The organism is Uliginosibacterium sp. H1 (assembly GCF_036017065.1).
Taxonomy (GTDB): domain Bacteria; phylum Pseudomonadota; class Gammaproteobacteria; order Burkholderiales; family Rhodocyclaceae; genus Uliginosibacterium.
The window spans coordinates 35,132-53,423 of sequence record NZ_JAYXHR010000002.1 but is presented as its reverse complement, the minus strand read 5'-3'; the positions used below and the strand labels follow the sequence as shown (position 1 = coordinate 53,423).

The following is an 18,292-nucleotide window of genomic DNA, read 5'->3' as shown; positions in this document are numbered from 1 at the left end:
TCCCGCCCTTCAGCTCTTGCCTGCGAGCTTGTGCTCCAGGTAGTGGATGCTGGTGCCGCCGGCCATGAAGTTGGCGTCGGCCAGCAGGTCCTGGTGCAGCGGGATGTTGGTCTTGATGCCGTCGACCACCATTTCCGACAGCGCGATGCGCAGGCGGCGGATGGCCTGCTCACGGGTGTCGCCGTAGGCGATGACCTTGCCGATCATCGAGTCGTAGTGCGGCGGCACGGTGTAGCCGGAGAACACGTGCGAGTCGACACGGATGCCGGGGCCGCCCGGCGTGTGCCACTGGTTGATGCGTCCGGGCGACGGCGTGAACTTGAACGGGTCTTCCGCGTTGATGCGGCACTCCATCGCATGGCCGCGCAGCACCACGTCCTTCTGCTTGTAGCGCAGCTCCTCGCCGGCCGCCACGCGGATCTGCTCCTGCACGATGTCGATGCCGGTGATCAGCTCGGTGACCGGATGCTCCACCTGCACGCGGGTGTTCATCTCGATGAAATAGAACTCACCGTTCTCGAACAGGAACTCGAAGGTGCCGGCGCCGCGGTAGCCGATGCGCTTGCACGCGGCCACGCAGGACTGGCCCACCTTGGCGATCAGCTTGCGGTCGATGCCGGGGGCCGGCGCTTCCTCGATGACCTTCTGGTGGCGGCGCTGCATGGAGCAGTCGCGCTCGCCGAGATAGATGGCGTTGCCGTGCTGGTCGGCCATTATCTGGATTTCCACGTGACGCGGGTTCTCCAGGAATTTCTCCATGTACACCGTCGGGTTGCCGAAGGCCGCGCCGGCTTCGGTGCGGGTCGTGGTCACCGCGGTGAGCAGAGCGCCTTCGGTGTGCACCACGCGCATGCCGCGACCGCCACCGCCACCGGCGGCCTTGATGATGACCGGGTAGCCGATGGCACGTGCGGTCTTCACGATTTCCTTGGGGTCGTCCGGCAGGGCGCCGCCGGAGCCCGGCACGCAGGGCACGCCGGCTTCGATCATGGCCTGCTTGGCCGACACCTTGTCGCCCATCAGGCGGATGGTGTCCGGGCGCGGGCCGATGAAGACGAAGCCGGAGGATTCCACGCGCTCGGCGAAGTCGGCGTTCTCGGACAGGAAACCATAGCCCGGGTGGATCGCCTCGGCGTCGGTGACTTCTGCCGCGGCGATGATGCGTGGCACGTTCAGGTAGGACTGGGCGGAGGCGGCCGGGCCGATGCACACCGACTCGTCCGCCAGCTTGACGTACTTGGCGTCGGCATCCGCTTCCGAGTGCACAGCCACGGTGCGGATGCCCAGCTCGCGGCAGGCGCGCAACACGCGCAGGGCAATTTCCCCGCGGTTGGCGATCAGGATCTTTTCAAACATTGGAAACCCCGTGATACGTGAAGCGTGAGTTGCGACGCGGACGTCCTGCGGACGGTTGGCGCATCGCCGTCACGTGTCACCTGGTTAGCCGATGACGAACAGCGGCTGGCCGTATTCGACCGGCTGGCCGTTCTCGACCAGGATGGCCTTGATCGTGCCGCCCGCGTCGGCCTCGATCTCGTTCATCAGCTTCATGGCCTCGATCAGGCACAGCGTGTCGCCGCTGGACACGTTCTGGCCGATTTCGGCGAAGGGCTTCGCGCCCGGCGCGGAGGAGCGGTAGAAGGTACCCACCATTGGGCTCTTCACCACGTGCCCCTCGGGCAGGCCGGATTCGGCCGGTGCTGCCGGTGCGGCGGCGACCGGTGCGGCTGCCGGCATTGCCGCGGGCACCTGGGCGACGTAGGTCGCGGGTGCCGTGGCGTGGCCGGTGGGGTGCTTGGCAATGCGGACTTTCTCTTCGCCCTCGGTCACTTCCAGTTCGGCGATGCCGGATTCCTGTACGAGGTCGATCAGTTTCTTGAGTTTTCTCAGATCCATGCCTTGCTCCAAAGCAGATGATGGCAGCCGTGCGCTGGGCACAGCCGTCTCAGGGTTTTGATCAGCGCGCGCCGTTGCCGCCCTTGGCGGGGGACAGCAGCCTCGACAGGACGTAGTCCAGGGCCAGCTGGTAGCCCTCGGCGCCGAGGCCGCAGATGACGCCCACGGCGATCTCGGAGAAGAACGAGTGATGCCGGAACGCTTCGCGCGCGTGGATGTTGGACAGGTGCACCTCGACGAAGGGAATATTCACCGCGGCGAGGGCGTCGCGCAGGGCGACGCTGGTGTGGCTGTAGCCAGCCGGATTGATGATGATGAAGTCGATGCCTTCGGTACGTGCGGCCTGCACGCGGTCGATCAGTTCGCCTTCATGGTTGCTCTGGAAGGATTCCAGCAGCGCACCGGCAGCACGGGCACGGGCTTCCATGGCGTCATGGATGTCGGCCAGCGTGGTGTAGCCGTACACCTCCGGCTCACGCGTACCCAGCAGGTTCAGGTTGGGGCCGTGCAGCACGAGCAGGCGCGCGCGGGCCGCACTGGCGGCCTTTCCAGCAACCTTGCGGGTGCCCGTTTCCTTGTTGCCGGCTTTTTTCATGGCCGCGAGTTTGCCGCAAATCGCGACAAATTGTCCATATTTCGCTTATTTTTGCGCCGAAAGCTCTTGTAGCCGGGCATCTAGTTCGGCGGCCTTCAGCTCGCCCAGCTTGACCTGGTGCAGGGCACCATCGCGGTCGAGGAAGACGGTGAACGGCAGGGCTTGCGCGCCGTTGCCCAGCCGGGCCATCAGGGGGCCGATCTCCATGCCGGTGACCAGCAGGGGGTAGGGCGCAGGGGAGTTTTCAGCATAGGCGGCAACCGCCCTGGCGTCATCCATCGCGATGCCGACGAACTGGATGCCTTGCGCGGCGGGCGACTGAGCGGCGGCGGCCAGCATCGGCATCTCTTCGCGACAGGGCGGGCACCAGGTGGCCCAGAAGTTCACCACCATCGGCTTGCCTTTCCACTGGGCCAGCGGCGTGGCGCGGCCGGCCGCGTCGGGCAGGCTCAGGGCCAGCAGGGCGCGCGTGGCGGCTTCGGATTCGCTGGGGCGGAGGAGCTGGATGGCGGCGAATGCGCCCAGCAGCGCGGCAGCGAGGGCTGTCGCGCCAATCAATACCTGACGTTTATTCAAGGTCGCTGTCGTCGGTGGTTGCGGCGGCAAGAAGCGCCTGGACGGCTTCGATGCGTGCGCGTTCCACCGGCTTGCCGCCGCTGCGGCGTCCGCTGCGTTCCACGACCGGGTCGAACACCCGCAGCTTCACCGGCACTTCGTCGTAGTCGAAGACCAGGATGGCCTCGGGGGAGTCCGGGCCGTTGCGGCGCACCTCGCGGTGCTCCGGCTCCAGGCCCTCGCCGAGCAGGTAGATCTCCACGTCCTTCGCGCTGTCGGCATACACCTCCAGCTCGACCTCGGAAAAGGCGCTGGCCGTGCCGTCCAGGGCCATGCCGGTGAGATAGGTGCGGAAGGGGGACAGCAGGCGCATGACGTCGACTGCCGTTTCGCGCATGGCGCGCAGGCGGTCGTCGTGGTCGTCGTCGTGGAACAGGATCTGGTGGGTGCGCAGCGCTTCTTCGATCTCGCCATTGGTGGGCATGGCTTCGTTCTCGCCCACGCCGAGCTGGCGGGCCGCCTTGCGCTTGGCCAGCGCGAAGTCGGCGATGCCCTCCTCCGCGATGAGGCGGGCCGCCACGGTGGCGATATTGCGACGAAGGTTGCTGGTGCGCGCAGGCATGTCAGTCGCAGTGCTGCTCGGTAGAATGCACCCCATTCTACACATGACATACGCCCCGGCGTGTGCCTCCAGGCATCTCCTCCATGCACATTCACATACTGGGTATCTGCGGCACTTTCATGGGCGGCATCGCCCTGCTGGCGCGCGCGGCGGGCCACACTGTCACCGGCTGCGACGCCAACGTCTATCCGCCGATGAGTACCCAGCTCAGCGAGCAGGGTATCGCCCTGATCGAAGGCTATTCGCCGGAACAGCTAGCGATGGAGCCGGACCTGTTCGTGGTGGGCAACGCGGTGTCGCGCGGCAATCCGCTGCTGGAGGCCATCCTCGACCGCGGCCTACCGTACACCTCCGGCCCGCAGTGGCTGGCCGACCATGTGCTGCAGGGCAAGTGGGTGCTGGCCGTGGCGGGCACGCACGGCAAGACCACGACCTCCTCCTTGCTGGCCTGGATACTGGAAGACGCCGGCCTGAATCCGGGCTTCCTGATCGGTGGCGTTCCCGGCAACTTCGGTGTCTCCGCGCGGCTCACCGACATGCCGTTCTTCGTGATCGAGGCCGACGAGTACGACACCGCCTTCTGCGACAAGCGCTCCAAGTTCGTGCACTACCGTCCGCGCACCGCCATCCTGAACAACCTGGAGTTCGACCACGCCGACATCTTTACCGACCTCGCGGCCATCGAAACCCAGTTCCATCACCTCGTGCGCACGGTGCCGCGCAGTGGCCGCATCGTGGTCAACGGCGAGGAAAGCCTGCAGCGCGTCATCGACCGCGGTTGCTGGAGCGAGCTGGAGTGGTTCAACCGTGCCGACGGTGGCTGGCAGTGGCAGGACATCGACGAGCGCGATGGTGTCGCCTTCTTTTTGAATGGTGAGGCCGTGGGCCAATGCCAGTTGCCGCTGGCCGGCGCGCACAACCGCTCCAATGCGCTGGCGGCGATTGCCGCGGCCCGCCACGTCGGCGTCACGCCGGCACGGGCGGTGGAGGCCCTGACCCGCTTCGTCGGCATCAAGCGGCGGCTGGAGCCGCGCGGCACGGTGCGCGGCGTCACCGTGTACGACGATTTCGCCCACCACCCTACGGCCATCGCCACCACCGTGGCCGGCCTGCGTCGCCGCGTCGGCAATCGCCGCATCCTGGCGGTGCTGGAGCCGCGCTCCAACACCATGAAGCTAGGCGTCATGAAGAGCCAGCTGCCGGCCAGCCTGGACGAAGCCGACCGCATCTTCTGCTACGCCCACAACCTCGGCTGGGATGCCGCTGGCGTCATGGCCGAACTCGGCGCGCGCGCGCAGACCTTCGAGGACCTGGACGCGCTGGTGGCTGCCGTGGTGGCCGAGGCGGGCTGGGGTGACCAGGTGCTGGTGATGAGCAACGGCGGCTTCGGCGGCGTGCACGACAAGCTGCTGCGGGCGCTGGCGGCCAGTCAGGGCGCTACCACGTAGGCTGCATGGCGCGCCTTGCGCCAAGTCAATCTCCTTGATGCTGCAAGGGTTGCTGTGGCACCATTGCGGGCGTTTTTGCGCCCTGTTTCGCCATTCCCAGGGCGTAGCGACGCCACAAAAACCGCAGGGCCATCCAAAGACCGCGCGGCGGCAGCTTGCCGTGACCGGTGTTCAGCAAGGTGTGCGAGGCATGACTAACAACGCAGCACTACTCATGAAAAAAACGGTTCAAGCAGCGGCTGTTCTGGGAGGCACCTTCGCCGCCTCCGCCACTTGGGCAGCCAACAGCAAGTACAACTTCCAGGAGCCTGCCAGCCGGATGGCGGCCGACATCCACGATCTCCACATGTGGATGATCTGGATCTGCCTGATCATCTTCGTGGTGGTCTTCGGCTTCATGTTCTATTCGATCTACGCCCACCGCAAATCGAAGGGCGCGGTCGCGGCGCAGTTCCACGAGAGCACCACGGTCGAGATCCTGTGGACCATCATCCCGGTGCTGATCCTGCTGGGCATGGCCTGGCCGGCGACCAGGACGGTGCTCGCGCAGAAGGACACCTCCAACGCCGACATCACCATCAAGGCGACCGGCTACCAGTGGAAGTGGGGCTACGACTACATCAAGGGCGAGGGCGAGGGCATCGCCTTCGTGTCCACGCTGTCCACGCCGCGTGGCCAGCTGGAATTCGGCGAGTACCCGGGTGAGAACTACCTGCTGGAAGTCGACAACCCGGTGGTGGTTCCCATCGGCAAGAAGGTGCGCATCCTCACCACCGCGCAGGACGTCATCCACGCCTGGTGGGTGCCCGCGCTGGGCGTGAAGCAGGACGCCATCCCCGGCTTCATCCGCGACACCTGGTTCCGCGCCGACCGCGAAGGCGTGTTCCGTGGCGTGTGTGCCGAGCTCTGCGGCAAGGACCACGGCTACATGCCGATCGAAGTGCACGTCGTGTCCGCCGAGAAGTACGCCGCCTGGGTGGCCGCCCGGAAGCAGAAGAGCGCTGCGCCTGCAGCCGCCGCTGCACAGCCGGCCCCCGCCTCCGCCAGCTGAACTGGCGACAGCACACAAGAATTCCACAGGAGTCACGAATGAGCGCGGTTCCCCACGACGTCGCCCACGGTCACGATCATCACGATGACCACCATCACGGCCCCACCGGCCTGATGCGCTGGATCACGGCCACCAACCACAAGGACATCGGCACGATGTACCTGGTTTTCAGCTTCATCATGTTCCTGTCCGGGGGCGTGATGGCGCTGACGCTGCGTGCCGAGCTGTTCCAGCCCGGCCTGCAGGTGGTGCAGCCCGAGTTCTTCAACCAGCTCACCACCATGCACGGCCTGGTGATGGTGTTCGGCGCGATCATGCCGGCCTTCGTCGGCTTCGCGAACTGGATGCTGCCGCTGATGGTCGGCGCGCCCGACATGGCTTTCGCGCGCATGAACAACTGGTCGTTCTGGCTGCTGCCGCCGGCCGCCATCCTCCTCATCGGCTCGTTCTTCGTCCCGGGTGGCGCCACCGCTGCCGGCTGGACGCTGTACGCGCCGCTGTCGGTGCAGATGGGCATGGGCATGGACATGGCGATCTTCGCCATCCACATCATGGGTGCCAGCTCGATCATGGGCGCCATCAACATCGTGGTGACCATCCTCAACATGCGCGCCCCCGGCATGACGCTGATGAAGATGCCGCTGTTCTGCTGGACCTGGCTGATCACCGCCTACCTGCTGATCGCCGTGATGCCGGTGCTGGCCGGTGCGGTCACCATGGTGCTGACCGACCGCCACTTCGGCACCACCTTCTTCAACGCTGCCGGCGGCGGTGACCCGGTGCTGTACCAGCACGTGTTCTGGTTCTTCGGTCACCCCGAGGTCTACATCATGATCCTGCCGGCCTTCGGCATCGTGTCGCAGATCATCCCGACCTTCGCCCGCAAGCCGCTGTTCGGTTATGCCTCGATGGTGTACGCCACCGCGTCCATCGCCATCCTGTCCTTCGTCGTGTGGGCCCACCACATGTTCACCACCGGCATGCCGGCGAAGACCCAGATCTTCTTCATGTACGCCACCATGCTGATCGCGGTGCCGACCGGCGTGAAGGTGTTCAACTGGATCGCCACCATGTGGCGCGGCTCGATGACCTTCGAGACGCCGATGCTGTTCTCGGTGGGCTTCATCTTCGTGTTCACGCTGGGGGGCTTCACCGGGTTGATGCTGTCGATCGCGCCGGTCGACATCCAGTACCAGGACACCTATTTCGTCGTCGCCCACTTCCACTACGTGCTGGTGGCGGGCTCGCTGTTCGCGCTCTTCGCAGGCACCTACTACTGGCTGCCGAAGTGGACCGGCCACATGTACGACGAGAAGCTCGGCAAGCGCCACTTCTGGCTGTCGATGATCTTCTTCAACGTCACCTTCTTCCCGATGCACTTCCTCGGCTTGGCCGGGATGCAGCGCCGGGTGCCGGACTACAACCCGATGTTCGCCGACTTCAACGAGCTGGCCACCGTCGGTGCCTTCGGCTTCGGCCTCACCCAGCTGCTGTTCGCCTACGTCATCATCAAGTGCATCCGCGGCGGCGAGAAAGCTACCGCGCAGGTGTGGGAAGGTGCCGAAGGCCTGGAGTGGACCGTGCCGTCGCCGGCGCCGCATCACACCTTCGACGTACCCCCGGTCTTCGAGGCCAAGGGTCACCACCACTGAGCCGGCGGCGCGAGAAGAGGTTGATCGAGCGTGGTCGTGTCCCGTGGTAGCAATGTCCGCCTGTTGTTGATCCTGCTGTCGGTGGCGGCGGTGTTCTTTGTTGGTTACATCGTGAAGATATGGCTTCTGGGACGCTAGATCCGCGCGCACTCGAAAACCGCCGCATGCTGGTTCGCCTGGCCATCGCGGCGGTGGGCATGTTCGGTTTCGGCTTCGCGCTGGTGCCGTTCTACGAGAAGATCTGCGAGGTCACCGGCCTGCGCAACCTGCTCGTGTCGAATGCCAGCGACAACGCCGAGAACACCCAAGTCGACACCACCCGCAACATCGTGGTGGAGATGGACGCCAACACCCACTCGCTGGCCTGGCGCTTCAAGCCGCTGCAGAGCAACGTGACCGTGCATCCCGGCCAGCTGGTGCGGGTGGACTACGAGATCGAGAACACGCTGGACCGCGCCGTCACCGGCCAGGCCATCCCGAGTTACGGGCCGAAGGTGGCGGAGCGCTACTTCCGCAAGCTGGAGTGCTTCTGCTTCACGCAGCAGACGCTGGGGCCGAACGAGAAACGCATCATGCCGGTGGTGTTCGTCGTGGACGGTTCGGCGCCGGTGGATCTCAACGAGATCACCCTGTCCTACACCTTCTTCGAAGTGGCGGGTAAAGGCTGATGATGGCGCAGAAGCAACGCAATGGTTTCCTTGCCACGGTGCTGGCGGTGTTGTGGTCCTTCGCCGGCATCCGCAAGGGCCGCGATTACCAGCTCGATGCGGAGCAGCTCAACCCGAAGCACGTGATCATCGCCGGCATCATCGGCGGCATCCTGTTCGTGTTCACCATCCTCGCCGTGGTGAACATCGTGGTTTCAGAATAATCAGACATTGCCATCCCCAGGGAGAAGGCCAGCATGAACGCCCAGACCATCGAAAAATACTTCGTACCCGAACCCTCCATCTACCCGATCATCGGTTCGATTTCCTTGCTGTTGCTCGGCACGGGCGCGTCGTTCTGGGTGAACTCCCTGGCTGCCGGCCCGTGGATCACGGCACTGGGCTTCGCGGTGCTGCTGTACATGCTGTTCGGCTGGTTCGGCGCCGTCATCCGTGAGTCCGAGACCGGCAAGTACGGCAAGAACGTCGACAGCGCCTTCCGCTGGAGCATGGGCTGGTTCATCTTTTCCGAAGTGATGTTCTTCGCCGCTTTCTTCGGCACCCTGTTCTACGTACGCGTCATCTCGGTGCCCGACCTGGGCAGCGAAGTCGGCCAGCTCTTCTGGCCCGGCTTCAAGGCCGCCTGGCCGTCGGCGGGTCCGCATGCGACCGAGACCTTCGAATCGATGACCTGGGTCGGCAAGTCGACACTGGCCATCGTCGCCGTGATCGCTGCCGCCGCCATGCTGACCTTCGCGCACGGCCCGATGGAAAAGGGCAAGAAGGGCCAGCTGCAGATCATGCTGGGCCTGACCCTGCTGATCGTCGCGCTGCTGCTGGCTTCGCTGTCGGTGAGCTGGGTGCCGGTCATCAACACCGCGCTGCTGCTGGCATCCGCCGTCACGCTGACCTGGGCGCACTGGTCGATCCGCCAGGGCAACCGTGGCCAGTTCAACCTGTTCCTGGCACTCACGCTGCTGCTCGGCGTGGTCTTCCTGGGCTGCCAGGTGTACGAATACGTGCATGCCTACCACGAGCTGAACCTCAAGCTCACCTCGGGCGTGTACGGTGCCACCTTCTACATGATGACCGGCTTCCACGGCCTGCACGTGACCATCGGCGCCATCATGCTGGCGGTGATGCTGGCACGTTCGCTGTCGGGCCACTTCACCAAGGACCGCCACTTCGCCTTCGAAGCCGCGGCCTGGTACTGGCACTTTGTCGACTATGTGTGGTTGCTGCTTTTCGTGGTGGTCTACATCCTGTAAGACAGGATCAGCACGTGGTCATCGCCCTGCGCGCGCAAGCACCACGACGATGACGAACAGCAAGATCGAAAGCCCGATCCGCCAGGTGAGGGCTTTCACCGTTTTATCACTGTCACCCTTCTCGCGGATGAGATAGAGCCCGCCGGATGCGAGGGTGGCGAAGATGGCGATGAGCAACAGGATGATGATGACGCGCATGGGGGAAACGCTGTGAGCCAAAGCCCCAGTGTAGTCGAACGCGCGCGGGGCGCCGCCCGTGAGCGCTGGCGCCAGTCGGTGCCGGGAATCGCCGGTGTGCTGGTGGTCGCGATCTGTCTCAATCTCGGTGCCTGGCAGTTGCGCCGCGCCGCCTACAAGGACCGCCTGCAGGCGCGTGCCGACGCTGCCGAGCAGGCGGCCCCGCAGGTGCCCGCCGACGTGACGACGCTGCAGGCCGGCGAGCGCGTGCGCCTCACCGGACACTGGCGCAGCGAGCACGGCGTGCTGATCGACAACCGCAGCTACCGCAAGCAGCCGGGCTATTACCTGCAGATGCCGCTGCAACTTGCCGACGGCAGCGAGGTCATTGTCCTGCGTGGCTGGTTGCGGGCGGCACTGGATCGCAAGCAGCCGGAGTGGCAGACCCCGGCTGGTGAGCAGATCGTCGAAGGCATCACACAGGACCCTGCTGACAGCCAGGGCTACACGCTGGGCGAACTGGACCCGCACAGCACGCTGTGGCCGCGCCAGGACATGGCGGCATGGCGGACGCGTCTCGCCGGCGGGACGGGCGAAGTGAAACTCGCACTCGTGCCGGTGGCGCAGACTTCCACCGCGCAGGACGGCCTGGTGCGCGACTGGCACCACGCCGACTACGCCGCCGACAAGCACCGTGCCTACGCGCTGCAGTGGTTCTCGATGGCTGCGGTGGCCGCGGGGCTGGTGGCGGTCTGGCTGTGGCGGCGTACGCGTCGTGCTGCCGGTGGCAACGCTGGCGACGACAGCTGAGTCTTTCAGGCAACTCAGCGCAACTCAGGCAACAGAGCAACGACAGAGCAACACACGTGGCAACTTCATCTTCCCTTCCCGCGCAGCCGCAAATCGATTCCGTGCAGCGCCGCCGTGCGCGCCGCACCCTGCTGCTGATCTTCCTGGTGGCGGCGGCCCCGATCATCGCGGCCTACCTGGCCTTCTTCTTCTGGAAGCCTGCGGCCGGCGCGAACTACGGCGAGCTGGTGCAGCCGCCGCGTGCGCTGGATGTCGGGCAGTTCCACACCCTGCATGCCGCGGCCAGCGGCCAGCCGGCGGACGCCCCCGCACTGCGCGGCCACTGGCTGCTGGCCTACGTCGGCCCCGGTGCCTGCGATGCCGCCTGCGTGCAGAACGTCTACTACACACGCCAGGTGCGCCTGGCGCAGAACAAGGAAGTCGACCGCGTGCAGCGCGTCTGGCTGGTGACCGATGGTGCCGCGCCACAGGTCGCCGCGCTCGACGATGCGCCGCTGGTCGCCCATGTCGGTGACAGCCTGGCGGGCGAGGCCGGCCGTATCGTGCTGATCGACCCGCAAGGCAACCTGATGATGCGCTTCCCGGCCGACGCCGACCCCAAGCGCATGATCAAGGACCTGCAGCGCCTGCTGAAGTACTCGCGCGCGGGCTGAGGCGAGTCGAGGAACAAGGACATGTTGCGCAAACTCATCGCCCTCTCCCTGCTGCTCACCGCCATCGTGGTGGTGCTCGGCGCCTACGTGCGTCTCTCCGATGCCGGCCTCGGCTGTCCCGACTGGCCCGGCTGCTACGGTCAGCTGTCGCCGCATCACGCGGAAGACGAGATCCGCGCGGCGCACGCCGCCGAGCCTTACGGCCCGGTGTCCATGCCGAAGGCATGGAAGGAAATGATCCACCGCTATCTGGCGTCGACGCTGGGCTTCCTGATCATCGCCATCGCCTGGCTGTCCTGGCGCGCGTCCAAGCGTGGCGAGGGTTCCGCGGCCGTCGCCATCGCACTGGTCGGCGTGGTGATCTTCCAGGGCCTGCTCGGAAAGTGGACCGTCACGCTGCTGCTCAAGCCCGCCATCGTCACCCTGCACCTGCTGGGTGGGCTCACGGTGCTGGGCATGCTCACCTGGCTGTTCGCGCGCGCCCGCGGCCTGTCGCGTCAAGTCGTCGGCAGCGGCATGGCACTGGCCGCACGCGTCGCGCTGGTGCTGCTGGTCGTGCAGATCACGCTGGGCGGCTGGGTGTCCACCAACTACGCCGCGCTGGCCTGTACCGACCTGCCCACCTGTCATGGCGAATGGCTGCCGCAGATGGACGTCGGCAACGCCTTTCATGTGTTGCGCGAACTCGGCATGACCGCGGAGGGCGATCTGCTGTCGCGCGAGGCGCTGACCGCCATCCACTTCATGCATCGCGTCGGCGCCGTCGTCGCCGGCCTGTACCTCATCGTGTTTGGTCTGCGCCTGCGCCGCTTGGAGCCGCTGCGTGGCCTTGGCAACGGCCTGGTGGCCGCCGTCGTGCTGCAGATCGCACTGGGCATCGCCAACGTGCTGCTCAGCCTGCCGCTGCCGCTAGCGGTGGCCCACAACGCCGGCGCCGCGCTGCTCATCGTGCTGACCGTCACCGCCAACTACCGCCTGCGTGCCGCCGAGCCCGTGCGTGCCTCGTCAGGTGTGATCGCGGAGGCCCGCGGATGAAAACCCTCTCCTTTGCGCCGGGTGTCGCCGAGCGCGCCAGCGCCTACATCGCGCTCACCAAGCTGCGGGTCAACAGCCTCATCGTCTTCTGCGCGGTGATCGGCATGTTCCTCGCCACCGACACGCTGCCACCTTGGCGCATCGTCCTCTTCGCGACGCTGGGCATCGGCATGGTGGCCGCAGCTGCCGCCGCGGTGAACTGCCTCATCGAACAGAAGATCGACGCGCAGATGGCCCGCACTCGCGCCCGCCCGCTGCCGCGTGGCGTACTTTCGCCCGCCGAGACACTGCTCATCTCCGGCGTGCTGGGCGGGGCCGGCCTGTCGCTGCTGTTCCACTTCGTCAACGCGCTGACCATGTGGCTGACGCTTGCCACCTTCGTCGGCTACGCGGTGATCTACACCGTGCTGCTCAAGCCCAACACGCCGCAGAACATCGTCATCGGCGGCGCCTCCGGCGCCATGCCGCCGGTGCTGGGCTGGGCCGCCGTGACCGGCGAGGTGTCCGCCGACGCCTGCCTGCTGTTCCTCATCATCTTCGCGTGGACCCCGCCGCATTTCTGGGCGCTCGCGCTGTACCGCACCGACGAGTACGCCCGCGCCGGGCTGCCGATGTTGCCGGTGACGCACGGCGCGCAGTTCACGCGCCTGCATGTGCTGCTGTACGCGGTGATCCTCGCCGGCGTCACGCTGCTGCCCTTCGCCACGCGCATGAGCAGCTGGATCTACCTGGCGAGTGCCATCGTGCTGAACGGCATCTTCATCGGCTACGCATGGAAGCTGTGGCGCAACTACAGCGATGCGCTGGCACGCACCACCTTCAAGTTCTCCATCCTGTACCTCACGCTGCTGTTCGCGGCGTTGCTGGTGGATCACTACGTGTTCTGAGCTTTGCGCAGCGAGACGGTGGGCGGCACGTCGCACGCGCAGTGACGTTGCGCTCACCTCGTCATTCCCGCGAAGGCAGGAATCCAGCGACGTTGTCTTTGCCTTTGTTCTTCTGTCGGCTCCCGCCTTAGGGTCTGCGCTCGCTCGTTACGCTTGGCCGGGAGCTCGCCCCGGCGGGCGAGTTACCTTTTGCTGCGCGGCAAAAGGTAACCCAAAGCGCGCCCCGCTTCCGCCGCCACGCATCGCGTGGTCCCCTGCGCTGCGCGCCATGCCGAGCGGCTGCGGAACTCGCCCTCGCTACGCTCGGTGCTCAGACAGTCCTCGCCGTCGCGCTACGCGCGATCCCTCGTCACGGCTGTGCTGCTCGGCGGCTGCAGAGGGGGAGTGGGGCCGTGCTTGTCCGGGAGGCCGCACCCAAGTGGCCTGCCGGACCAGCCATGGCTACACTGCCGGCAGCCCTGCTGCTTTTCGCAGGCATTTATACCTGTACATGAACACAGTGCTCCAGCCGAAATCCTTGCCCGGAGCGTGTTTCCAACGAAAGCAGGCTCTGTGGTTATCCGGCAACGTGCCCGGTTATCCAGCAGTTCTGCCGGATAAATTGATAGTTTGACGGCACCCCACAATGACTGTTGAGCATTTGCCACCTCCCGATCTTTGCCCAGTCGAACCGTTATCTCAGGTGGTGTTTGTCCATGACTACATACAGCTTGTGTTTCAAGCTCAGGGCTTCAGCATCTTTAATCTCGCCCAGGTAACACACAGGGGGCTCACATTGACCCAGGGCAATCCCGGCTTTTGTGATGCTCTTGTCAGCTTGATTGGTTGCTCGGTGCTTCAAGCGCACCATTGCGAGAGCTACAAGCTAACGCTTGAGTTCAAGAACGGCGAAAGCTTCTTCGTTCCTGCCGCTCCGGCGTATGTGCGCGGACCCGAAGCGTTTCAGTACGATGGCTCAAACGAATACTTGGTTGTTGAGCAAAATGAGTAGATTCCATTGGCTTTGCCATCAGCCGTCTAACCGTACAGCCAAGCGGACCGCCTGCAAGCTGCGCTTGCAAGTTCCCTCCGCGCTAACGCGCTACGGCGTCCGCTTACCTCCACGTTAGGCAGCAAGGACTCCGATAGTGACCAGAGACAAGTCATCACAGTCCGTCCAGATGCGGATTCTTGTTGCAAGCCCACCACCCGGTGTCCGATTTGCTGTGCAACGAGGAAAGTCGGAGTTGCTTGAGCCCTCGGCCGAGCGGGCCGACGCAATCCAGTTTGAGTTTTCGCTTCGCCTGGGCTCGCCATTGCCAGATGGATCTGTCAATTTCATGGGCGAGTTCGCGCAGGGCACACCCTCAGACCGCTTCATCTACGTCAACTCTGGCACTCTTGCGGGCCAGGCAGACTCTCCCTGGACACGTCGTGCAAAGTTGAAGCTGTCCTCCATTCCACAAAAGATCGTTGCAGATGCGGCTTCCACTCACGGAGTGATTGAGGCTCGCATGCCCGGCACCATGGGCGATGGCGGGCCAATCTGCGCTTCAGTGAAATCGGAAGCAGTCGTCTGGAGTTTTGTGCGCAGTGCTGCCTGACCCTTCCATCGAGAGGCCAGTCCCGGCTTGCCGGGACTGGCCTCTCATGTGAAGCGTTGAGGCACGTCGTATCAAGTCAGCACGGCCCCCAATCCCCTCTGCAGCCGCCGAGCAGCACAGCCGTGACGAGGGATCGCGCGTAGCGCGACGGCGAGGATGTCTGAGCGCGAAGCGCGAGTTCCGCAGCCGCTCGTCATGGCGCGCAGCGCAGGGGACCACGCGAAGCGGGGCGCGTTTCTTGGTTACTTCTTGCCGCGCATGTATGGACCGGACACATGGGTAACACCCGTACGTGGACATGGGTAACGCTTTCTGGTGTGAGTGTCACGCCGGGAGAGCGCCATGCCATGGAAGGAGAGGGATGCCATGAGTCTTCGCCGCGAGTTCATCGCGCTGGCCCTGCAGCCGGACAGCAACCGGCGTGAGCTGTGCCGCCGCTTCGGCATCAGCCCCAAGTGTGCCTACAAGTGGCTGTCACGCTTCGCCCAGTCCAGTGAGGCAGGCCTTGAGCCGCACAGCCGCCGCCCCTTGAGCAGTCCTGCGCGCAGCGCCCCGGATCTGGAGTCCGCCGTGGTGGCCGTGCGCCAAGCGCACCCCTGCTGGGGCGGTCGCAAGATCAGCCGTCGCCTGCTCGATACCCAAGGGCTCACGGTCGCCCCCAGCACGGTCACCGAGATCCTGCACCGCCACCAGCTGCTGGGTGCCAACCCCGCGGCCGTTGCACCGCCCTGGCAACGCTTCGAACATGCGGCTCCCAACGATCTTTGGCAGATCGACTTCAAGGGGCATTTCGAGACCTCGACCGGGCGCTGTCATCCGCTGACCCTGATCGATGATCACTCACGCTTCAACCTGTTGCTGGAGGCCTGCTCCCGGACGGCCTTCGCGCACATCCAGCCACATCTGATCCGTATCTTTCGCCGCTATGGTTTGCCGGTATGTCTGAACGCCGACAACAGCTCCCCTTGGGGCACCCCCAGTCTGCCAGCGACGGCCTTGAGCACCATGACGGTGTGGCTGGTGCGCCTGGGCGTCCGCATCAGCCACAGTCGTCCCTATCACCCGCAGACCAATGGCAAGGACGAACGCTTCCATCGGTCATTCGGGGCCGAGGTACTGGCGGGGCGCAGCTTCGAGAGCCTGGCGCAGGCGCAGCACGCCTTTGATCGCTGGCGCACCGTCTACAACCACGAGCGCCCGCACGATGCATTGGGGTTGGCGACACCGGATACGCGCTATCGCCCGAGCCCGCGTCGTTACCCAGAGCAACTACCACCCATCGAGTACGGGCCGGATGACGTGGTGTGCGTACCGAAGGAGAACGGGCACTTCCGTTGGCGTGGGCGCTTGTTCAAGGTGTCCAACGCGCTCATGGGACTGCCCAGCGCGTTGCGACCACGCACCCACGAGGACGGTGTGTTCGAAGTGTTCTTCTGTCATCACCCTTGCGGTCAGATCGACCTCAATGACGCCGACTGCTAGAACGAATGTGTCACCTATGTCTCCGCACACCTGTTACCCATGTGTCCGGTCCATACACGCGCAGCAGAAAGTATGTCGCCCGCCGGGGCGAACTCCCGGCGCTGCGTAGCGAGTAAGCGCGGATCCCGCGGCGGGAGCCGGTAGACAAACCACCCCTCTCCGCAGCCCTCTCCCTCTGAGGGGAGAGGGGCAAAGACACTGGATTCCTGCCTGCGCAGGAATGACGGATGTGTGAGGGTAGAGGCTACGCGGGCCGCTACGGCGTAGCGAACAGATCCAGCGAGCGGTAATACGCATCGCCATACTTCAGGAAGTTGTACGCCTCACGACGCAGATCGGGCGCAGCTTGCGCGTCGACCACCTCGTCTCCAACGCGCGCAAGAATGCCCGCGACATAGGCAGAAAGTGCCTCTTCACCCTGGCACCCCTCCTGTTGCCCCGCGAGGAACAGCAAGTCGTGGTACGCGATTGCAACCGCCGTACCCATCGCCGGCGATACCAGCCCTGAAAGACGCTGGCCCGCGCGCAGGCGACCAAGCAGGGCGGCGTTCAGGGCGTGGGCACGTACGCGTGCGGCGGCATCCACGGATGCCACGGCGCCGAGGTAGCCGATGCATAGCATCAGGTTCAGCGTTGCGGCGACCCGCGCCGGGTCGACGTGGGCGAGCGTGCCCAGGCCGCGTAGCGCAGCGAAGCGATGAGGGCCTTTGGCGAGGGCTTCCAGCAGGGCGTCTGCCACCTCGTCGTCGAGACGCACGGCGTCGATGGGCGTGCGGACGTTGCGGGCGCAGGCGGCGGGGGGGCGCAACAGGGCGATGAGGGTCTCGCATTCCGCTTCGATGATCTCTTCGTCTTCCAGCGGGATGATGCCGTGCACGAAGACGTCGCGGCGCAGTGGCGTCTGCACGACGTAGTCGCGCATCAGCTCGCGCAGGCTGCTGTCCGCTGTGCCGGTGATGAGCGCACGCGAAGAGGCGGGCAGCGACCACTGCGGGACGTTGCTGAAGAGGCGGGCCGAGGCGGCGAACTGCAGCCCGGCGCCGGCCATGCGGCTGGCGATGTCGGTGTGATAGAAGGGCGACCAGCCGGCGGGGGCGAATTCGTGCAGCAGATAGGCGTCGCCGGACTCGGCGATCTCGCGCAGCGCGCTGCGTGCGCCGGGGTTCGCGGCGAAGTAGGCGGCGTCCTGGTGGTCGAGCATTCCAAGCGTGCGGCGCGCAGCGTCGAAACGTTGCAGTGCGCTGCCCTCCTGCCGCTGCGCGATCTCGCTCATCAGGTGCTGCAGGGGCGCCTTGTTGGCCCAGCCCGGCAGGGCGTTGTAGGACACGTAGACCACGCCGCCCGGTTTCAGCAGGCGCTGGATGGGCGCGAGGATGTGGTCGCGGTTGGCGTCATCCACCCAGCTGTACACGCCGTGCAGCACGATGTAATCCATCGCCGGCAAGTCGCGTATCGCCAGCTCGGCAAAGCTGTCCGCCATGATCTGCAGGTTGGTGAGACGGGCACTGTCTGCCATGGCCTGCGCAGCAGCGACATGGGCGGGCATGAAGTCGTTGCCGAAGAAGCGCGAGCGCGGATGCAGCGCGGCCAGCATCGTGAGCCCCAGGCCCTGTCCGAAGCCGAGTTCGAGATAGTTGAACGGCGCGTCCAGCGCGGGCGCGGCGATGCCGGCCTGCAGCAGTGCGTAGCGCAGATGCGCCGGCGCCATCTCGGGAAAGTGGTTGATGCTGTAGGGCAGCTCGGTGACGTATCCGTCGGTGGAGGCGGGCATGTCTCAGGTGGGCAGCAGGGGTGTGGCGGATGGTGCCGGGGAAGGCAGGGCAGGGCAATCCCCGCGCTGCGGTTCCTGGCGCTCTTCTCATTGTCATCACTTGCGTGAAGACGATTCGCTCCAGATTCCTGCGGTGCAAATGGCGCTAAGCGTTGCCATC

General features: G+C 65.4%; 21 protein-coding genes. 14 read left to right on the top strand and 7 right to left on the bottom strand.

Features of this window, described 5'->3' with window-relative positions; all coding sequences use genetic code 11:
- Positions 1–9: 9 nt before the first annotated feature.
- The 5 genes from accC to VVD47_RS09695 form a co-directional block, all read right to left on the bottom strand.
- Entirely contained in the window at positions 10–1,356 is a 1,347-nt protein-coding gene (gene accC / locus VVD47_RS09715) for an acetyl-CoA carboxylase biotin carboxylase subunit (protein WP_327603260.1), read from the bottom strand.
- Positions 1,357–1,440: 84 nt separating this feature from the next.
- Positions 1,441–1,896, bottom strand: a complete 456-nt coding sequence (accB, locus tag VVD47_RS09710; protein WP_327603259.1) for an acetyl-CoA carboxylase biotin carboxyl carrier protein — start codon at positions 1,894–1,896, stop codon at positions 1,441–1,443.
- A gap of 61 nt (positions 1,897–1,957) precedes the next feature.
- Positions 1,958–2,491, bottom strand: coding sequence for a type II 3-dehydroquinate dehydratase (aroQ, locus tag VVD47_RS09705; protein ID WP_327603258.1), 534 nt, complete (start codon positions 2,489–2,491; stop codon positions 1,958–1,960).
- A 45-nt stretch (positions 2,492–2,536) separates the two neighbouring features.
- Positions 2,537–3,067, bottom strand: coding sequence for a TlpA family protein disulfide reductase (locus VVD47_RS09700; protein WP_327603257.1), 531 nt, complete (start codon positions 3,065–3,067; stop codon positions 2,537–2,539).
- The gene (locus VVD47_RS09695; protein WP_327603256.1) at positions 3,060–3,668 is read right to left on the bottom strand and encodes a hypothetical protein; all 609 of its coding nucleotides are present in this window, start codon (positions 3,666–3,668) and stop codon (positions 3,060–3,062) included. The genes VVD47_RS09700 and VVD47_RS09695 overlap by 8 nt, the downstream gene beginning before the upstream one ends.
- Before the next feature lie 83 nt (positions 3,669–3,751).
- On the opposite strand from VVD47_RS09695, the gene mpl reads away from it, so the two are divergent.
- The 7 genes from mpl to VVD47_RS09665 all read left to right on the top strand — a co-directional run bounded on the left by mpl (position 3,752) and on the right by VVD47_RS09665 (position 9,734).
- Entirely contained in the window at positions 3,752–5,116 is a 1,365-nt protein-coding gene (gene mpl / locus VVD47_RS09690; RefSeq protein WP_327603255.1) for a UDP-N-acetylmuramate:L-alanyl-gamma-D-glutamyl-meso-diaminopimelate ligase, read from the top strand.
- Positions 5,117–5,330: 214 nt separating this feature from the next.
- Complete coding sequence (gene coxB / locus VVD47_RS09685; protein ID WP_327603254.1) at positions 5,331–6,167, top strand: cytochrome c oxidase subunit II; 837 nt, start codon at positions 5,331–5,333, stop codon at positions 6,165–6,167.
- A 38-nt stretch (positions 6,168–6,205) separates the two neighbouring features.
- Positions 6,206–7,819, top strand: a complete 1,614-nt coding sequence (ctaD, locus tag VVD47_RS09680) for a cytochrome c oxidase subunit I (RefSeq protein WP_327603253.1) — start codon at positions 6,206–6,208, stop codon at positions 7,817–7,819.
- Positions 7,820–7,849: 30 nt separating this feature from the next.
- Positions 7,850–7,957 (top strand): cytochrome oxidase small assembly protein, encoded by a 108-nt coding sequence (locus tag VVD47_RS20820; protein ID WP_443080968.1) that lies wholly within the window; start codon positions 7,850–7,852, stop codon positions 7,955–7,957.
- Positions 7,939–8,487, top strand: a complete 549-nt coding sequence (locus tag VVD47_RS09675) for a cytochrome c oxidase assembly protein (RefSeq protein ID WP_327603252.1) — start codon at positions 7,939–7,941, stop codon at positions 8,485–8,487. Before VVD47_RS20820 ends, VVD47_RS09675 begins: the two co-directional genes overlap by 19 nt.
- A complete protein-coding gene (locus tag VVD47_RS09670; RefSeq protein ID WP_327603251.1) occupies positions 8,487–8,690 on the top strand; it encodes a DUF2970 domain-containing protein in 204 nt (67 codons plus the stop codon). Before VVD47_RS09675 ends, VVD47_RS09670 begins: the two co-directional genes overlap by 1 nt.
- A gap of 33 nt (positions 8,691–8,723) precedes the next feature.
- Positions 8,724–9,734: a cytochrome c oxidase subunit 3 gene (locus VVD47_RS09665; RefSeq protein ID WP_327603250.1), complete on the top strand. Its 1,011-nt coding sequence runs from the start codon at positions 8,724–8,726 to the stop codon at positions 9,732–9,734.
- An 18-nt stretch (positions 9,735–9,752) separates the two neighbouring features.
- Here VVD47_RS09665 and VVD47_RS09660 read toward each other — a convergent pair whose 3' ends face one another.
- Positions 9,753–9,932 carry a twin transmembrane helix small protein gene (locus VVD47_RS09660; protein ID WP_327603249.1) on the bottom strand — a complete coding sequence of 60 codons (180 nt, stop codon included), beginning with the start codon at positions 9,930–9,932 and terminating at the stop codon, positions 9,753–9,755.
- A gap of 12 nt (positions 9,933–9,944) precedes the next feature.
- Between VVD47_RS09660 and VVD47_RS09655 the strand changes: the two genes are divergently transcribed.
- The 7 genes from VVD47_RS09655 (at position 9,945) to VVD47_RS09625 (ending at position 16,361) form a co-directional block, all read left to right on the top strand.
- Complete coding sequence (locus VVD47_RS09655) at positions 9,945–10,721, top strand: SURF1 family protein (protein ID WP_327603248.1); 777 nt, start codon at positions 9,945–9,947, stop codon at positions 10,719–10,721.
- Between the two features lie 101 nt (positions 10,722–10,822).
- Positions 10,823–11,374, top strand: coding sequence for an SCO family protein (locus VVD47_RS09650; protein WP_327603247.1), 552 nt, complete (start codon positions 10,823–10,825; stop codon positions 11,372–11,374).
- Between the two features lie 21 nt (positions 11,375–11,395).
- On the top strand, positions 11,396–12,409 hold the full coding sequence (locus VVD47_RS09645; protein WP_327603246.1) for a COX15/CtaA family protein: 1,014 nt from the start codon (positions 11,396–11,398) through the stop codon (positions 12,407–12,409).
- On the top strand, positions 12,406–13,296 hold the full coding sequence (gene cyoE / locus VVD47_RS09640; protein WP_327603245.1) for a heme o synthase: 891 nt from the start codon (positions 12,406–12,408) through the stop codon (positions 13,294–13,296). The genes VVD47_RS09645 and cyoE overlap by 4 nt, the downstream gene beginning before the upstream one ends.
- A 625-nt stretch (positions 13,297–13,921) precedes the next feature.
- Positions 13,922–14,287: a hypothetical protein gene (locus VVD47_RS09635; protein WP_327603244.1), complete on the top strand. Its 366-nt coding sequence runs from the start codon at positions 13,922–13,924 to the stop codon at positions 14,285–14,287.
- Between the two features lie 169 nt (positions 14,288–14,456).
- Positions 14,457–14,879 (top strand): DUF5990 family protein, encoded by a 423-nt coding sequence (locus VVD47_RS09630; RefSeq protein ID WP_327604634.1) that lies wholly within the window; start codon positions 14,457–14,459, stop codon positions 14,877–14,879.
- Between the two features lie 342 nt (positions 14,880–15,221).
- Positions 15,222–16,361, top strand: coding sequence for an IS481 family transposase (locus VVD47_RS09625; protein WP_327603243.1), 1,140 nt, complete (start codon positions 15,222–15,224; stop codon positions 16,359–16,361).
- Between the two features lie 256 nt (positions 16,362–16,617).
- Here the strand turns inward: VVD47_RS09625 and VVD47_RS09620 are convergent, their stop codons facing one another.
- Positions 16,618–18,132 carry a class I SAM-dependent methyltransferase gene (locus VVD47_RS09620; RefSeq protein WP_327603242.1) on the bottom strand — a complete coding sequence of 505 codons (1,515 nt, stop codon included), beginning with the start codon at positions 18,130–18,132 and terminating at the stop codon, positions 16,618–16,620.
- Between the last annotated feature and the right edge of the window lie 160 nt (positions 18,133–18,292).

Coding starts and splice junctions, on each gene's coding strand:
- VVD47_RS09620 (WP_327603242.1), bottom strand. CDS start 18,132: ATGCCCGCCTCCACCGACGGATACGTCACCGAGCTGCCCTACAGCATC.
- ctaD (WP_327603253.1), top strand. CDS start 6,206: ATGAGCGCGGTTCCCCACGACGTCGCCCACGGTCACGATCATCACGAT.
- VVD47_RS09670 (WP_327603251.1), top strand. CDS start 8,487: ATGATGGCGCAGAAGCAACGCAATGGTTTCCTTGCCACGGTGCTGGCG.
- VVD47_RS09660 (WP_327603249.1), bottom strand. CDS start 9,932: ATGCGCGTCATCATCATCCTGTTGCTCATCGCCATCTTCGCCACCCTC.
- VVD47_RS09695 (WP_327603256.1), bottom strand. CDS start 3,668: ATGCCTGCGCGCACCAGCAACCTTCGTCGCAATATCGCCACCGTGGCG.
- aroQ (WP_327603258.1), bottom strand. CDS start 2,491: ATGAAAAAAGCCGGCAACAAGGAAACGGGCACCCGCAAGGTTGCTGGA.
- VVD47_RS09635 (WP_327603244.1), top strand. CDS start 13,922: ATGACTGTTGAGCATTTGCCACCTCCCGATCTTTGCCCAGTCGAACCG.
- coxB (WP_327603254.1), top strand. CDS start 5,331: ATGAAAAAAACGGTTCAAGCAGCGGCTGTTCTGGGAGGCACCTTCGCC.
- mpl (WP_327603255.1), top strand. CDS start 3,752: ATGCACATTCACATACTGGGTATCTGCGGCACTTTCATGGGCGGCATC.
- VVD47_RS09675 (WP_327603252.1), top strand. CDS start 7,939: ATGGCTTCTGGGACGCTAGATCCGCGCGCACTCGAAAACCGCCGCATG.
- accB (WP_327603259.1), bottom strand. CDS start 1,896: ATGGATCTGAGAAAACTCAAGAAACTGATCGACCTCGTACAGGAATCC.
- cyoE (WP_327603245.1), top strand. CDS start 12,406: ATGAAAACCCTCTCCTTTGCGCCGGGTGTCGCCGAGCGCGCCAGCGCC.
- VVD47_RS09665 (WP_327603250.1), top strand. CDS start 8,724: ATGAACGCCCAGACCATCGAAAAATACTTCGTACCCGAACCCTCCATC.
- VVD47_RS09630 (WP_327604634.1), top strand. CDS start 14,457: ATGCGGATTCTTGTTGCAAGCCCACCACCCGGTGTCCGATTTGCTGTG.
- VVD47_RS09645 (WP_327603246.1), top strand. CDS start 11,396: ATGTTGCGCAAACTCATCGCCCTCTCCCTGCTGCTCACCGCCATCGTG.
- VVD47_RS09625 (WP_327603243.1), top strand. CDS start 15,222: ATGCCATGGAAGGAGAGGGATGCCATGAGTCTTCGCCGCGAGTTCATC.
- accC (WP_327603260.1), bottom strand. CDS start 1,356: ATGTTTGAAAAGATCCTGATCGCCAACCGCGGGGAAATTGCCCTGCGC.